This window comes from Nitrosospira lacus (genome assembly GCF_000355765.4).
GTDB lineage: Bacteria > Pseudomonadota > Gammaproteobacteria > Burkholderiales > Nitrosomonadaceae > Nitrosospira > Nitrosospira lacus.
This window is the reverse complement of the sequence record NZ_CP021106.3, coordinates 1844404-1859765: the sequence shown is the minus strand read 5'-3', so window position 1 is coordinate 1859765 and position 15362 is coordinate 1844404. Positions and strand designations below refer to the sequence as shown.

Annotated in this window: 13 protein-coding genes; 8 read left to right on the top strand and 5 right to left on the bottom strand. The window is 56.9% G+C overall.

Translation table 11 applies throughout. The annotated features are described in order from the left end of the window. Positions 1-182: 182 nt before the first annotated feature. Positions 183-944 carry a glycine-rich domain-containing protein gene (locus EBAPG3_RS08325; RefSeq protein WP_004176499.1) on the top strand — a complete coding sequence of 254 codons (762 nt, stop codon included), beginning with the start codon at positions 183-185 and terminating at the stop codon, positions 942-944. 128 nt (positions 945-1072) lie between these two features. Here EBAPG3_RS08325 and EBAPG3_RS08320 read toward each other — a convergent pair whose 3' ends face one another. The 3 genes from EBAPG3_RS08320 to EBAPG3_RS08310 form a co-directional block, all read right to left on the bottom strand. Beyond that, complete coding sequence (locus EBAPG3_RS08320) at positions 1073-2782, bottom strand: protein adenylyltransferase SelO (protein WP_004176500.1); 1710 nt, start codon at positions 2780-2782, stop codon at positions 1073-1075. A gap of 389 nt (positions 2783-3171) precedes the next feature. Then, entirely contained in the window at positions 3172-3690 is a 519-nt protein-coding gene (locus tag EBAPG3_RS08315) for a YMGG-like glycine zipper-containing protein (protein ID WP_004176502.1), read from the bottom strand. A 10-nt stretch (positions 3691-3700) separates the two neighbouring features. After that, positions 3701-4201, bottom strand: a complete 501-nt coding sequence (locus EBAPG3_RS08310; protein ID WP_040851855.1) for a hypothetical protein — start codon at positions 4199-4201, stop codon at positions 3701-3703. A 385-nt stretch (positions 4202-4586) separates the two neighbouring features. Between EBAPG3_RS08310 and EBAPG3_RS08305 the strand changes: the two genes are divergently transcribed. Both EBAPG3_RS08305 and EBAPG3_RS08300 read left to right on the top strand, forming a co-directional pair. After that, complete coding sequence (locus EBAPG3_RS08305; protein WP_004176507.1) at positions 4587-5573, top strand: DnaJ C-terminal domain-containing protein; 987 nt, start codon at positions 4587-4589, stop codon at positions 5571-5573. Next, positions 5570-5920 (top strand): chaperone modulator CbpM, encoded by a 351-nt coding sequence (locus tag EBAPG3_RS08300; RefSeq protein ID WP_004176508.1) that lies wholly within the window; start codon positions 5570-5572, stop codon positions 5918-5920. The genes EBAPG3_RS08305 and EBAPG3_RS08300 overlap by 4 nt, the downstream gene beginning before the upstream one ends. Positions 5921-6946: 1026 nt before the next feature. On the opposite strand, the gene EBAPG3_RS15170 is transcribed toward EBAPG3_RS08300, so the two are convergent. Next, entirely contained in the window at positions 6947-7225 is a 279-nt protein-coding gene (locus EBAPG3_RS15170) for a hypothetical protein (protein ID WP_161493783.1), read from the bottom strand. Between the two features lie 72 nt (positions 7226-7297). Here EBAPG3_RS15170 and EBAPG3_RS08290 point away from each other — a divergent pair, with 72 nt between their 5' ends. The 4 genes from EBAPG3_RS08290 (at position 7298) to EBAPG3_RS08275 (ending at position 13784) form a co-directional block, all read left to right on the top strand. Further along, the gene (locus tag EBAPG3_RS08290) at positions 7298-8197 is read left to right on the top strand and encodes a PLL family lectin (protein ID WP_161493782.1); all 900 of its coding nucleotides are present in this window, start codon (positions 7298-7300) and stop codon (positions 8195-8197) included. 191 nt (positions 8198-8388) lie between these two features. Beyond that, complete coding sequence (locus EBAPG3_RS08285) at positions 8389-10041, top strand: ankyrin repeat domain-containing protein (RefSeq protein WP_161493781.1); 1653 nt, start codon at positions 8389-8391, stop codon at positions 10039-10041. Next, positions 10038-10295: a hypothetical protein gene (locus EBAPG3_RS08280; protein ID WP_004174217.1), complete on the top strand. Its 258-nt coding sequence runs from the start codon at positions 10038-10040 to the stop codon at positions 10293-10295. The genes EBAPG3_RS08285 and EBAPG3_RS08280 overlap by 4 nt, the downstream gene beginning before the upstream one ends. A 645-nt stretch (positions 10296-10940) precedes the next feature. Then, on the top strand, positions 10941-13784 hold the full coding sequence (locus tag EBAPG3_RS08275; protein ID WP_004174214.1) for a cation-translocating P-type ATPase: 2844 nt from the start codon (positions 10941-10943) through the stop codon (positions 13782-13784). Between the two features lie 241 nt (positions 13785-14025). Here the strand turns inward: EBAPG3_RS08275 and EBAPG3_RS08270 are convergent, their stop codons facing one another. Continuing rightward, positions 14026-14451, bottom strand: coding sequence for a hypothetical protein (locus EBAPG3_RS08270; RefSeq protein ID WP_004174212.1), 426 nt, complete (start codon positions 14449-14451; stop codon positions 14026-14028). Positions 14452-14675: 224 nt separating this feature from the next. On the opposite strand from EBAPG3_RS08270, the gene EBAPG3_RS08265 reads away from it, so the two are divergent. Beyond that, positions 14676-15329: a hypothetical protein gene (locus tag EBAPG3_RS08265; protein WP_051048879.1), complete on the top strand. Its 654-nt coding sequence runs from the start codon at positions 14676-14678 to the stop codon at positions 15327-15329. Positions 15330-15362: the final 33 nt, after the last annotated feature.

Genomic DNA, 15362 nt, shown 5'->3' with positions numbered 1-15362 from the left:
TATTTCTACGGGTCGGCACGGCGTAGTTTTACCGTTGCGAGGGAATCGCATCTACCCAATACTTGCACTCACTCATGCAAAAAGCATCCGTTCGCCCGAAGCGATTTTTATAGCGGAAAATCAGGAGGGCCGAAGAGCTTGCGCTGGATTATCAATATCCGGCGATACACCGGGGAGAAATCATGGAGATTCACGAGTACTCATCTGCAGGCACGGGAATTCTGCTGAGCCCGCCGCCGCTGGACAAGCTGAAGAATGAGTCTGTTGGTAGAACAATTCTCGGCTTGCTGATCCTTGGCGGTATTGCAGGCTGGCCACTATATATTTTTATTGCAAGGCAGGAGATGACGGGATTGCTATTACTTGCGCTGATTTTTGTTCCCATATTCCTGCTCGAATGGTCTGCAGCGCAACGCAAGAAGCGTCAACACGGCTTTCTCAAGGGCTATCAGTTCCCTTCCCTTGTCAAAGACCGAGTCGGCAAACATTATCCTGACCTCACGGATGAGCAACTGTCGCTGGTCATGCTGGGACTCCGGCAGTATTTTATACTGTGCAATGCGGCTGGCCCTGCAATGGTATCGATGCCTTCGCAAGCTGTGGATGCTGCATGGCATGAATTCATCCTGCTCACGCGCGCCTACGAGGAATTTTGCAAGAACGGAATGGGTCGCTTTCTCCATCATACGCCGGCTGAGGCGCTGGCTCCCTCAGCGGGTACGCTCAAAGCCGGCAAGGGAAAAGCGTGGCTGCTGGCTTGCGAGTGGGAAGGAATCGATGAAAAAACACCTTTGCGATTGCCATTCCTGTTCGCCATTGATACGGCATTGGAAATTCCTGACGGATTCAAGCATGCGCTGGACAATAACTATGCGGATACAGCATCCGGTGAAGGGGGTGGCGAAAGTGGTTGCGGCGGATGCGGTGGATGCGGCGGCGGCTGAGCGCTGATACCGTCGCGAAGTTATCGGGCCATTTATCCGCTTTAACCCAATCCCGTTATCGAATCAGGCGCAATTGCTCGATAGCGTGATTCTATCGTACCTGTCCCATGCTCTCGCTACCCGGAAGTTCAGGAGCTGCATGACAGTGCCGAGCATCCCGGCTTGTTGCGCGCCCACTCAGGCCGCCGGTGCGCGAGCTCGTCATGTCCGGGCTGTTCGTCGTAGGGATGTTTCAATACCTCCATCAGGCGCGTAATGACTGATGCATTATCTTGCTCCAGCGCTTCGATGGCCTGCTGCGCCAGATAATTGCGCAGCACGTATTTGGGATTGGCACATCTCATGCGCTCCAGACGCACATCCGCAAACTCGGGCAAACTGGTGGCCTCCGCATCCAGGCGCGCCCGTGCAATGTAGCGGCGCAGCCAGCCGGCCAGCCTGGCCATCTGCGCGGACGCCGGTTCAGTATAGAACGCCCGGCGCAGCGGCGCAGCCAGTGCGGCGTCATCCATGGTATCCGCCGGGCTGTCACCCTGCACATCCACCGGAACCGCCATCAGCCCGCGAAAGAACAAAGTCATATCCGTTTCAACTTGCTGCAGCAGGTTGAAAAGGTCACTCACCAGCGCGTCGTCCTCTTCATGCGCCAGCGAAACCAGTCCCAGCTTGTCCGCCAGCATACCACGCCATGCGGTCTGGAATGTCTCGCCGAAGACCGCCAAGCCATACTCCAGCGCCGCGTGATCCTCGATCAGCGGAGCAAGGGCAGTGGCAAGACGGGTCAGGTTCCAGTGCGCGATCTCCGGCTGATTGCCGAAGCAATACCGCCGTCCCTGCGCATCCGTAGTGTTGGGTGTCCATTGAAAGTCAAAACCCTCCAGCCACCCGTAGGGCCCATAGTCGATCGTCAACCCCAGTATCGACATATTGTCGGTATTCATCACGCCATGGACAAAACCCACCCGCATCCAATGAGCAATCAGCGTTCCGGTACGGCGGCAGATTTCCTCGAACCAGCGCGCGTAGGTTGACGGTGAAGGCGCACCCAGTTCAGGAAAATGCTCGCGTATCACATAATCGGCCAGACGCCTGAGCGTGTCCAATTCATTGTGTGCCGCAAGGATCTCAAAATTGCCGAAGCGCACGAAAGAGGGAGCCACGCGGCAGACGATGGCCCCCGTCTCGGGGCGCGGATTGCCGTCATAAAACATGTCGCGCACCACTGTTTCGCCAGTGGCCGCCAGACTCAACGCCCGGGTAGTCGGTACCCTCAGGTAGTGCATGGCTTCGCTGCACAGGAATTCGCGTACCGATGAGCGCAGGACCGCGCGGCCATCCGCGGTACGCGAGTATGGCGTTTTGCCCGCTCCCTTGAGCTGCAGCTCCCGGCGCTTACCATCCGGGCCGCGTATCTCGCCCAGCGTGATGGCGCGGCCATCGCCGAGCTGCCCTGCCCAGTGACCGAACTGGTGCCCGCCATAGCGCGCCGCATACGGCTGCATGCCGGGCAGGACGCGATTGCCGCCGAGTACCTCGACTGCCGGGCCAACCGGCGAATCCGGGCGCGAAACGCCAAGCAGTTCACCCACCGGGTCTGCCCAGGCCAGAAGCCGTGGCGCCCGCACCGGGGTTGGATCAACCCGGGTATAGCAGGCATTGCGCACCGCGCGGGGAATATTGTGAATCTCCGGGTCGCCCGGCAATTCGCGCACGAAGCTGTTGTCGAATTGCATGTCGCACAGATCGGCAAGAGCCGGACTATCGTCGATGGCGGCTATGGCAGGCATGACAGCGGTATCGTGTGCCGTCACGCTATGGTCGGAATTGGCTTGACTCATAAATAGTATCCCTTAATACGATTTGAGCAGGATGGATAAGCGTAGCGTAACCCGTGGAGACCCGTGCACAACCTGGCACATCGATCATGAACGGGTGCGGGTTGACAGCCATGGCGCTTTATGCATATGTCATTACACCTGGATAATGCAGCACTGCGTTTCGCACACCATTTTCTCAAGATCCGATGATAATCTTTTTTGCAGGCGCAATGCACACCCGTTAGGGTCCCTGTCGAGCAAATGCCAATGTCACACTTGGGCGGCATCCTCAAACGTAATCGCATCACCTGCGCACCGGCGATAAGCGGGAAGGGGCATCTTCCATGAATATGACGACAGCTTCACTCCCGTCGAAATCGACGGCTCTCGTGACCAGCGGCCACTTCACTTCATTGCGGGGGTGGAGGCGGAGGATTGCCGGACGGCGGAGGTGGCGGAGTATTGCCGCCGTATGCCTGACCACGATAGTTGTCCACGATTTGGCCTGATACAGGGACACGATGACCCTTGGCATACATGCATTGGATATAGCCCATATCGTAGCGTTGCTGGGCGACATAGCCTGACGAGCGGGCGGTATTCGTTCCCATCAGCCCTCCTACCAGCAGGCCGCTGCCCGCGCCAATCGCCGCACCGGTTCCGCCCCCAAAAGCGGCACCCGCCGCCGCGCCAAGCCCTGTACCGATGGCGGCGGTTCCGGCTCCGCTGGAGACGGCTGCCTGATTGGGTGTCGTTCCCCCCACTTGTTCACTGGCATACTGCTTGCAGTAGGCGTCATCTCCCCGGAATTGATCGAAAGTCTTGCTGGACCCCGGCAGGACCATCATGCTGGGACCGCTGGGTATGCTCGCGCAAGCCGCCAGGAAAAACACCGGTAACAACGAAAAGCTTCCATAGTTTTTTAGCATGAACACTCCTTTATTGGGTAGGCTGAGGAGCCACCTGCAGCCAGCCATCGGGACATTTTTTCACATACGGGTAGTACCCTTCCGGGTTTCTGCAATAATGCCAGTAATTGGTTTGTGCCTGTGGCGGCGACGGTTGCACCGCTGCCTGCGGGGGTTGCTGCTGAATATACACGGGTGGCGCCTGCGGCATGGCAACCACCGGAGGATACCCGTAATAGGGGGAATAATAAGGCATTCCGAAACCGTAGCCACCATAACCATAGCCGCCATAATAACCCGGACCGAACCCATACCCGCCGAAACCGAAACCGGGATAGAAACCTCCCATGCCAACGAAACCTATTCCCCCATGGTGATGGTGCCCGCCGTGGTGGTGTCCGCCACCCCCATGATGCCCCCCGCCGTGGTGGCCTCCGCCGTGGTGACCTCCCCCATCCCGCGCCCAGGCTGAACCTGCGGAAAGCGGCCCAAGGATAAAGAGAGTGAACCACATCAATCTGATTGTCTTCACATGCGCTCCTGTTCTACAGCCGCGTGTCCGAAGCATGATTTCCACCTAAATCCGGTAGCTGGACGGACTCGCCCAAAAGGCAAGAACCAAATGATACAGAATTCCCTACGGGTCATAGTCCTGAACTGATATTAAGTTAATAGTCCTCGCCCATGCGCCGTGACTCGACCAACGGAAACTGGCAACTGCACATAAGACAAGCGCGGCGCCGGAAAATGCCCTGACCGCTGACATTCTCCTGTTTTTTTATGGCATCCAGGCGAATTCAGGAATCTTTGAGGGCCCGCCGGCGGCGTTTTGCCGAGCAAGCGATTGTCACAAGCGAGAATTAAAGGTTATGCTTGCTTTTACTGCCCTTTACCGCATCTCCTTATCGGGAACATAGATGGAATTCAAGGACTACTACAAAATAATGGGGGTTGCACGTGACGCGTCCCAGGACGACATCAAGCGCGCCTATAGAAAACTCGCACGCAAATATCATCCGGATGTGAGTAAGGAGAAAGACGCGGAAGCTCGCTTCAAGGACCTGGGTGAAGCCTACGAAGTGCTGAAAGACCCGGAAAAACGTACGGCCTACGATCAGCTCGGCTCCAACTGGAAAGCAAACCAGGAATTCCGCCCGCCACCCGACTGGAATACGGGTTTCGAGTTTTCCGGACAAAAATTTTCCGGCGGCGATGCATCGCAGTACAGCGATTTTTTCGAATCATTGTTCGGCCAGGGTTTTGGCGCCCGCTTCGGCGGCGGCCAGGGAACCGCCGGCAGGCATGGCGCTGCCGGGGCAGCATTCCATCGTCCAGGCGAGGATCATTATGCCAAGGTGCTGATCGACCTGGAGGACTCGTACACGGGTGCAACCCGCGCCATCACGCTGCAAGTGCCCGGGGTCGATGCGCACGGACATGTATCGACGCGCGAACACAGCCTCAACGTAAGGATTCCCAAGGGCATCCGCGCCCGGCAGCAAATTCGCCTCGCGGGACAAGGCGCCCCGGGTCATGGGCAGGGCAAGGCGGGAGACCTGTATCTGGAGATCGAATTCAGGCCCCATCCGCACTACCGCGTCGATGGAAGCGATGTGTATCTCGATCTGCCGGTGGCGCCATGGGAAGCCGCCTTGGGCGGGACAGTGAAAACACCCACCCCGGATGGAGTCGTCGAGCTAAAGATACCCGCCGATTCAGCCACCGGACGGAAGCTGCGATTGAAAGGCCGTGGCATTCCAGGCAAGACGCCGGGGGATTTTTTTGTAGTGCTTCAGATCGTGGTGCCGCCGGCGGCCAATGAGACCGCCAGGGAGTTCTACCACAACATGGCCGAGCAATTCAAATCTTTCAATCCGCGCGCCAGACTGGGAGTGAAAACATGACAGACGAGACACCGGACGAACTGAGCGGCACCCTCCTGGATGAGCAAAATCTGTTGACCATTGCCGAAATCAGCCGCATCTGTGCGGTGCAAACCGAATACATTGTCGAGCTGGTGGAAGAGGGCTTGATCGCCCCGGAAAAACCCCCGGAAGTCATTACCGGGAAAGATGAGCCCCATGCCTGGCGTTTCACCGGAACGCATATACGCCAGGCCAGGATAGCCTCGCACCTGCAAAGCGATCTCGGCGTCAACCTTCCCGGGGTCGCGCTGGCCCTGCAACTGCTGGATGAAGTCGAAACCCTGCGGGCACGGCTGGAGGCAATGGAAGCGATGAGCGGCCGTTGATATTGACGTAGGCCCGCGGAGCATGAGCAGCATCCATCATGCCGGGGGACGGTGAATGGTTTCACTGGAAGCCGGATACCAGGATTGGCCGGGCAACCCATATTCCGAGTCTTCCGGCGATTGAACCGCCGGTCTTACGCGCCCGCCAGACGATTCAACAGCCTTCTGGCCGTGCTAAAGGTTCGGCAAGCGCCGTTGGAAACAAATTCCATAACCGAGCGCGCAATCCTCTCCGGTGCATACCCGCCACAACCGCCTGCGGCCTCTCCACCTGCCACACCAATTCACATAATTCGAATAGGCGAAATTATTGAAGTCGGGCTCGAATGCCGCTGCGCTATCCGATGAAATACCTCCTTCATGATTAAATTTGAGCCTGTATTCCAGCATTTCTCCGGATTCGATGTTCCGAAACGCGATACTTGAATATTTGTCCCATAATTCCCCCCTCCGTAGCTGCCAATATTCTATACCAGCATACAGCGGGACTAAACACCCAGATTCTATTGGCACGTTTTATTGGGAGCACATCAAGCGTAAAAACAATACTTCTTGTTTTTTCCTATTCTCCAACTAAAAATAAAATAAGGTTAGGTTAACTGACTAATCGCAGTTTTAATATCGTTATCATAGGGCTTATTCGACGAGTTTCTTATAGGGCATATTTTACTAATCAAGATTTGAAGTTTTTTCTTGACTGGTCGTCAGTAGGTAGGATTATGTTTTTCGCTTTCTGTTACATACGTTCAAGTCAAATATCGAGTCTGACCCTGAGCTATTCTTGGGGAAATCGATTCGGGCCGGACGAATTTCACCATTGACCCTCTTAGTAAGCGAGGAACCGCCGGGCCAGAAAAACAAACTGTATTTCGCATTTCGCAGGTTGGCCGTGTCGTTCGTACCGTATTCTTGGCGAAATATACTAGTAAAGATGAACTTCAGCGGTTGTAAAGTAAAGAGTCAAGGAGGCTCAAACTTTTTATGCGTTGGATTATCTTACCCGAAGACGCAGATCCTGAGTTACAGTTAAACTACGCGCAGGTTCTCGCAATCCACGCCGCCCTGCTTCCGACCGGCGAAATCATCTATTTCGGCGGCGATGAGCACGATGAGCAACTTTGGCAAAGCGGGCACATCGACAATACTCGATTGTTCGACTGTTCGACCTTGCAGGTGGAAGCATACAACCCCCATTCGCCAACCAACGATGTCTTCTGTTGTGGCCACGCCATGCTGGCTGATGGACGGCTTCTTGTCGCCGGTGGAACAGAGATCTTTTTCCACCAGGATCCTACAATTCATCACGACCACATGCCTGGTCTGCGCAACGCGTGGATTTACGATCCGTTCACTCGGGTCTGGCACGAGGTTGCGGCGATGTCTGATCCAACTCCACAGTATGTTAACCCTGGGAATCCCGGCCCCGAGGGGGGACGCTGGTACCCGACTCTGCTAACTCTGGGCGATGGGTCGATCCTTGCCATGTCGGGTCATCCCAGCAGCCACGACATCCGGCACAACAATAACATACCTGAGCGGTTTATCCCCTCTTCGGGCTCTTGGGTTTCCCTCTCCGTTCCGCCTGTCGAATTCGAGGTAATTGACATACCTCGACTCTATCCCCGAGCGACGGTGCTGCCAAATGGCTGGGTATTTTGCACCACGCCTCTCGGAAGCATAGCCCAAAGCCAAGTCATTGATCCCAAGACCGGATCGAGACGATTTGCAGCTGCGGCTCCTCCAGAAGACACTGTCACCACAGATCCGGTGATGCCGAACGGCGTGTATTGGGGTAATTTCTTTACTCAGTGCGCGAGTTTGGTTCTGCTTCCGTTGGCGCCGCCCAACTATGTTCCGCGGGTGCTCATTTGCGGCGGTAATACGGCGTATATTATCGATTTGCAGCGGCTCATGGATGCTCACCCAGTGGCGGCTGGCGACCCGGCCACGATGGCGACCACCAACCCGAATCAGCAGCACATTTTCTATCGCGGCACGGACGCAGACATCCACCACATTTTCTGGGATGAGGCCACCAACCGGCTCTATCAGGACAGCTGGACGGAGCGGACCGGGGCACCCGCGGCGGCCGGCGACCCGGCCACGATGGTTACGCCCAACCAGCAACACGTCTTTTATCGTGACAACAATGGTGCCGTCCACCACATCTTCTACGATGAACCGACCAACCAGCTTTATCACGATGACTGGAGCAAGCGAACCGGTGCACTTGCGGCGGCCGGCGACCCGGCCACGATGGCAACGGCCATCGGTTAGCACCACGGTTTCAATTGCCAGTGACTGGACGAATTGCGCCACATTAGATGTAACCGAAAGGTATTTTAAGAAATAACGTTGCGTCATATTACAGGTTACTGAAAAGGAGATTGTGAAATGGTAAAAAGTGCCCGGCGTGAATATCTTGAAACCATGGACTCCGTTGCCGTTTCCCGGTAAGAATGAAGTCGGTGAATATTTTGAAGGTGCGAAATACCAAAATTCCTGTTTACTCTTGGTTGGCTGCGCTTCTGCTGCCGTTGCAAAGCCATGCTTTGGACTGCCCCGGCATCCCCGAGCAGGCGCACCAGAACTTACAGATTGAGGTTCGGGCCGCGGTGGGTAGGATTGGCTCTGCCAAGGGTGCCGAACTTGAAACGCTTACTCGCGACACTACCCGCGACCTTCTCGGTAAGCTGCCGCAAGCCGACAAGGTCTATCTTGAACAAATGATGTACGCGACCTATTGCTCGACATTGCGTGATGACCCTGCGCTCAACGAATCGCAGAAGAGCGCTCGCATCAAAGCCTATAACCTTGAGCTAAAGAAAACCCTGCAGGCAGTCCAGGGAAAAGACGGTTCGGGTCAGCGCGGCACCTCTTCCAAAGACGCCGCACGCGCCGCACTGGCGCGGATTCCGCTGCCGTATACGCCGGACGCTTTTATCAAGAGCGCAGGCGATGGAAACCTCTCCGCAGTAAGGTTGTTTCTGGCAGCAGGAATGAACCCCAATGCGAAAGATGAAGATTACGATACTGCTCTAATGTATGCTTCCGGAGGCGGCCACATCGAGATTGTCAAAGCCTTGCTGAAAGCGAAAGCTAATGTCAACGAACGGAACTACCAACCGGACGGCAGTACCGCTCTTTCCTGGGCCGCCTCGGCTGGCCGCAAGGATATACTCAGCATTTTGCTCGATCACGGATCTGATAACGCTGCGATCAACGATGCCTTTCTGAGCGCTGCGGAGAGCGGACAAGCGGCAGTGTTACGCATGTTGCTGAAACAGGGAGCGGACAAAGGCCTCTTCAATAAGGCGCTCATCCGTACCGCCGAATCGCAAATTGTCGTGAGTGAAGCGGATCTCAATGATGTGGTCCAGTTCCTGCTGGAACAAGGGGCAAACGTCGATGCCAGGGATGATGACGGCAAGACAGCCCTGATGAAAGCGGTGACCCACGGGCGTATCCTGATCATGCAGACCTTGCTGGATGCCGGCGCTGACATCAACGCGCAAGAAAAAGGAGGGTCGACGGCCCTGCGGATGGCCGCGTGGGATGATACGAAGGCCCCGATAGTGAAAATCCTGCTCGCACGGGGCGCGGACCCCAATCTTGCCGATAATGTGGGCCAGACGCCCCTAATCTTAGCATCGGCATCTCGCAATATCGACATAGTGCGCGCCTTGCTGGACAAGGGGGCCGATGCGAATGCCAGAGACGCCAAAGGATCAACAGCGCTCATGGGGGCGTCCAGGGCCGAGACAGATGCCGTTGAGCTTCTTCGTGCCCTGCTTGAGAAGCATGCTGACGTGAATGCCAAGGACAACAACGGGTTAACAGCGCTCATGTTGGCAGCCGCAAACGGCCCGGTGCAAAATGTAGGGACACTGCTTGACGCGGGAGCCGATCTGCACGCAAAGGATGCTGAGGGCAGTACCGCGCTCATGCTGGCGGTCTCATACGGTCGTGTCGAAATCGTTCAGACGTTACTTCGCAGGGGTGCCAAGGTTAAGGACGAGGATGCGAACGGCAAGACAGTGTTGAACTACGCGGAAGAAGATCTGAAAGGGCAAGAAAAAATGGATATGATGCGGATTCTGAAGAAGGCGGGGGCACAATGACCATCGCGCGCTGTGGATTATTTTTGTTCGCGGGTTCCGCTATGGGAATGCTGGCTGCCGCATTCAACGTGCTTGCGCTGGACTGCCCGGCACCACCGGTGGAGGCAAACAGGGACTGGGTGATGGCTGTGCGAGCCGAGGTTGCAAAGATCGGTCCGGTGACAGGTTCGCAACTGGAAACACGCATGAAATCAGCGACGACTGACTTATGGGAAAGCTTCCCGGAGCGGACAGGCTTTATCTCGAACAAATGATGTTTTCCGCCTACTGTTCTGCTTTGCGCGGCGACACGTCCATTTCCGAATCGGCCAGCAAGGCAAATCCTCGAATACAGTAGTGAACTGAATAAGAGCTTGGCGGCCGCCGCCCCGCCTGCGCAAGCGCGGTGAGTCCCCGGTTTCAGTGAGCCAGAAATCTCGCTGGGTATGATCAAGGGTCGGGGCCTTCCAAAAATAATCAATAAGCGTTAGTGAGGCGTTACCATAATATGGATAGGCACGAGTGGACGCCTGATCGAGCGCTGCTTACCGCCTCTTTTAATGAAACAATTGTTTTATTTTTTACAATTGGATTTTGCTCTTTGGGGATTCGAGAGAGCAAGAGAATTGGCCGCATTGGGACCGTAAATATCGGGGTTTTTTGTAGCTCTGGCTAGCACGAAATGGCTGAGCTCGTGTACCAAAACACCCGACGTTGAGGGAAACCCTGAATCGGGCGCGCACGACAGCATCGAGCGGGCACCGCCTCGTCGGCAGGGGACTTCACCAATTCCAGCGCCTCCCTGGCTGACAAGTCTCCAATACCTCCCTGACAACGGCGCAAACCTGCACGCTATTAATTATTCGGAAAACTCATCATGCGAAAACGCACGCCGTCACGAAAGCGCCGGGGATAGCGAGATGACCCCCGTAACCCTTCAGCAAGACCCGGTAACGTCTTACCGGCGGCCGGTCGATGAAGTACTGGCCGCGTTCGATACGGACGCGCAGCACGGCTTGAGCGAGGACGGCGCCCGGGCGCGGCTTGAAAAATATGGCAGGAACGAGCTGGCGGCGAAGAAGCCTCTCCCCGGATGGCGTAAATTTCTTGCCCAGTTTCAGAATGTACTGGTCATCATGCTGCTGGTCGCAACGGCAATCTCAGCCGGACTATGGTGGTATGAGCGCGATGCGGCATTGCCTTATGAAGCCATCGCCATCTTCGCGGTCGTGCTGCTCAACGCCATCATGGGATACATTCAGGAAGCGCGGGCGGAGGAAGCGGTGGCGGCATTGCGCCAGATGTCGGCGGCTCATGCCAGCGTCATCCGGAATGGGGCGCGCAGGAGTATTCCGGCGGCCGAACTCGTGCCCGGCGATATCATCCACATCGAACCCGGCGACACAATCCCCGCCGATGCGCGGCTGATTCATTCCGCCACGCTGCAAACCGCGGAGGCCGCCCTCACCGGCGAGAGCCTGCCGGTATCAAAGGATACGCTGCCGATTGCCGAAGAAGCCACACTCGGTGACCGCCACAATATGATCTTCAGCGGCACGGCCGCGACGTTTGGGCAGGGGCGCGGCGTGGTCGTGGCGACAGGCATGCAGACCCAGATGGGGCACATCGCCGGCATGCTGGAGGAAACACCGGCGGAGACCACGCCGCTGCAAAAGGAACTCGCCCGCGTCGGCAAATTGCTGGGAATAATCGTCATCGCGATTGCCGTGGTGATGATTGCCACGATCATCCTGGTGGAACATGTGACGGGATTTGCAGCCATTTTCGATGTGCTTATCCTGGGTGTGGCCCTGGCTGTAGCGGCAATACCCGAAGGCTTGCCGGCGGTGGTAACAGCCGTCCTCTCTCTTGGCGTGCAGCGCATGGCGCACAGGAACGCCATCGTGCGAAATCTCCCGGCGGTCGAAACGCTCGGCTCGGCGACTGTCATTGCTTCCGATAAAACCGGGACCCTGACAAAGAATGAAATGACGGTGCGTGCGGTCGTAACAGCGAGCGGACGCGTAAGTATCGGCGGCGAGGGGTATGCGCCGGAAGGAGAGGTGCGCCGCGAAGCAGGTCGCAACAAAGACGGCGCGATGACCGATAACGAGACAGCAATCATCGCCGGCCCGCTGCGGATCGAGCTGGAACGCGCGCTCGCTGTCGCCGACCGTGCCAACAATGCCGTACTGCAAAAGCATGACGGGCACTGGACAGTACAGGGTGATCCGACCGAAGGCGCGCTTATCGTCGCGGCGCGCAAGGCGGGACTGGAAGCGGAAGCGCTTAATGCCCGTTTCGAACGCGTCGGAGAAATCCCTTTCTCGTCCGAGCGCAAATTGATGACGACGCTTCATACCGATGCCCACAAGCAGGAGCATCTGCTCGTCTTCACCAAAGGCGCGCCGGACCTGTTGCTCGGGCGATGCACGCGCGAACTGGTGGGGGAAGAGACAAAACCTTTGACCGCGGATCGGCGTGTGGAAATTTTGCAAACGAACGAACAACTCGCGGGTGAAGCGTTGCGCACCCTCGGTGTCGCCTTCCGCTACCTGCCTGCTGACGCACCCGAAGCCGATGAAGTCGATGAACGGGTCGAGCAAGACCTGGTATTCGCCGGATTGATCGGCATGATCGACCCGCCGCGTGCCGAAGCCAGGGAAGCCGTGGCCCGCGCGCAGATGGCGGGAATCCGCCCGATAATGATCACGGGCGACCATCCCGTAACCGCCACTGTCATTGCCGCCCAGCTCGGAATATCCGGGAACAAGCGCGTGCTTAGCGGCACCGGAATCGAGAAATTGTCCGACGAAGCCCTGGATCAGGCGGTCAAGGAAGTGTCGGTCTATGCGCGCGTCAATCCCGAGCACAAGCTGCGGATCGTGAAAGCCTTGCAGCGCGGCGGCGCCATCGTGGCCATGACAGGCGACGGCGTAAATGACGCACCTGCGCTGAAAACCGCGGATATCGGCATAGCCATGGGCGTCACTGGAATGGATGTTTCCAAGGAAGCCGCCGACATGGTGCTCGCGGACGACAATTTCGCATCCATCGTCGCGGCGGTCGAAGAAGGCCGCTCCATTTTCTCGAATATCCGCAAGTTCTTGCGCTACCTGCTCTCGTCGAACATCGGCGAGGTGCTCACCATGTTCTTTGGTGTGCTGCTGGCAGATACTATCGGGCTCAAGGCTGAAGAGCAGGCCGTTGTACTGCCATTGCTGGCGACACAGCTCCTGTGGATAAACCTCGCCACGGATGGCGCCCCGGCGCTCGCGCTGGGCGTGGATCCGCCGGATGCGCAAGCGATGCGCAAGGCACCGCGGCCCCAAGGCGAAGGTGTGATTACGCACCAAATGTGGTCCGGCATTGTCTCCGTAGGCGTAGTAATGGCCGCAGGTACGCTGCTGGTGCTGGATGCCAGCTTGCCCGGCGGTCTCATAGAAGGCTCGGGCAGTGTGCGCTATGCCCAGACGATGGCATTCACGACCATCGTATTCTTTTCGCTCTTCACCGTTTTCAATGCGCGGTCCGACGATCAAAGCGCATTCGTTGGACTATTTTCGAATAAATGGCTTTGGGGCGCGGTTCTGCTCGCGCTCCTTCTACAAATTGCGGTGATTTACGTGCCTTTTCTGCAACAGGCATTTTCCACGGTAAGCCTGGGCCTGGAAGATTGGCTCCTTTGCACGCTGGTGGCAAGTTCGGTGCTATGGCTGAGCGAACTAAGAAAATTGATTACACGCATCAAAAGCCGGGACTGAGCGCACCCAGCGATGGATAGCCGGTTCTCGCCGACTCTCCGGCATCAGCGGTGAAGTCCTGCGGATGCGTTAATGCTGGCCGACCACCGGGCTCAGTAGAATCAGGAGCGATCCGGACGCAAAAACAGGCTACCCCGTCCCCAGTGGAGGAATAGCCTGTCGGACATGATGTTTGTTCAATCTACGACACGGCAAGCGGCAGGGAATCTGATCCTGAGAGATCAGACGCGTATCGATGTACTTATAGTCCATCCTCGGCGCTAGCCGTTTGAGTGCCGGACACAGCATGGTTTTCTTCGAGTTTCGAAGCCATCTGACGATGCAGGGCGGCCTCCCGGATGTTAGCCTTGACGGCCTTCTCGTAATGGCGTACCAGCGCCGCCGTATGCGATTGCAGGTCCTGGGCCCGCCTGCCATAGAGATAGCTTTTATCCTCGTAATGCTCAAGCAGTTCCTTTTGCTCTTCCATTTTTGCCTGCATCTGCGTAGCCGCATCTTCATAATGCTTCGCTACCGCTTCATGCTCGCTCCGGGTTGTGGCATTCTGGGCGGCTGCGCGAATCTCCGGGGTGTCAACGGACTGGGCCGCGGTCACGGAAGGGCTCAGCGAAGCCAGCAGGCATACTATCGATAACGCCGCAAAGATGTTTCCTGATTGTGTCTTCATGATAGTAATGAACCCATTTAGAATCAAAGTGGCTTCATCCTACCTCAGTCAACACTATGAGTATATTGGGGAAACCCTGGTTTTATGTTAAGGGAATCCCTTAGGGTCGGGGTGGCTCCCCCACCCTCCTCCATCGTCCGTTTATAGGACCCGAATCCATTATCCCGTTTCCGCATGATGTCATCGAATAACAGGGCCGTGCGTTTATGCATGGAAGGAATTCAATGACTGGGGACAGGATCGAGACAGGCTCACCTTCGCAAAACGCTTTGCGTGGAAAGACGGCTTACATGAAAAAGATCAGGTTACTATGGTTCGCATGCCTGCTGGCACTGGTTCCCATGAACCCGGCATGGAGTTTTGACGGCGGGGGTGATAATGGCGGAGGTGATGAGGGTGGGTCCGACGATGGAGGAGAAGACCCGGACGAAGGAGAAACCCACAATGGAGCGGATACTCCTGATGGACAGGATCATCATGGGAGTGGCCATCATCAAGACCACCGGGCGGGTCACTCTCATCATGACGGATGGGGGCCGGGTCCGGGCCTGGGGCTGCTGGGTTTCGGCCCCGGCTTTGGCGGATTTGGCGCAACCGGCTTCATGCAGCCTTTTTATCCGTTCCCTTATTACGCGTATCCGTCCGCGATGGCTCGGACCGCTCCGCCCGTTTACCTCCAGCAACAAAATGCCGGCCAGCCCGCTCCTGATTCACAAACCGGTTTTTGGCATTATTGCCGCGCACCGGAGGGCTACTACCCGGAGGTCAAGGATTGCCCCGATGGCTGGCAGCAGGTAGCACCCCAACCCGCTCCCCAGCCGCCGCCCGAGGTCATCCCCGAGGCAACTCTGCGGTTGCCGCAGGATAACCAGGGATAGTCTTGAGCCTGAATCCGGCAGCTGAGCTTTCAC

Coding starts and splice junctions, on each gene's coding strand:
- EBAPG3_RS08325 (WP_004176499.1), top strand. CDS start 183: ATGGAGATTCACGAGTACTCATCTGCAGGCACGGGAATTCTGCTGAGC.
- EBAPG3_RS08320 (WP_004176500.1), bottom strand. CDS start 2,782: ATGAGTCAAGCCAATTCCGACCATAGCGTGACGGCACACGATACCGCT.
- EBAPG3_RS08315 (WP_004176502.1), bottom strand. CDS start 3,690: ATGCTAAAAAACTATGGAAGCTTTTCGTTGTTACCGGTGTTTTTCCTG.
- EBAPG3_RS08305 (WP_004176507.1), top strand. CDS start 4,587: ATGGAATTCAAGGACTACTACAAAATAATGGGGGTTGCACGTGACGCG.
- EBAPG3_RS08300 (WP_004176508.1), top strand. CDS start 5,570: ATGACAGACGAGACACCGGACGAACTGAGCGGCACCCTCCTGGATGAG.
- EBAPG3_RS08290 (WP_161493782.1), top strand. CDS start 7,298: ATGTCTGATCCAACTCCACAGTATGTTAACCCTGGGAATCCCGGCCCC.
- EBAPG3_RS08280 (WP_004174217.1), top strand. CDS start 10,038: ATGACCATCGCGCGCTGTGGATTATTTTTGTTCGCGGGTTCCGCTATG.
- EBAPG3_RS08275 (WP_004174214.1), top strand. CDS start 10,941: ATGACCCCCGTAACCCTTCAGCAAGACCCGGTAACGTCTTACCGGCGG.
- EBAPG3_RS08270 (WP_004174212.1), bottom strand. CDS start 14,451: ATGAAGACACAATCAGGAAACATCTTTGCGGCGTTATCGATAGTATGC.
- EBAPG3_RS08265 (WP_051048879.1), top strand. CDS start 14,676: ATGACTGGGGACAGGATCGAGACAGGCTCACCTTCGCAAAACGCTTTG.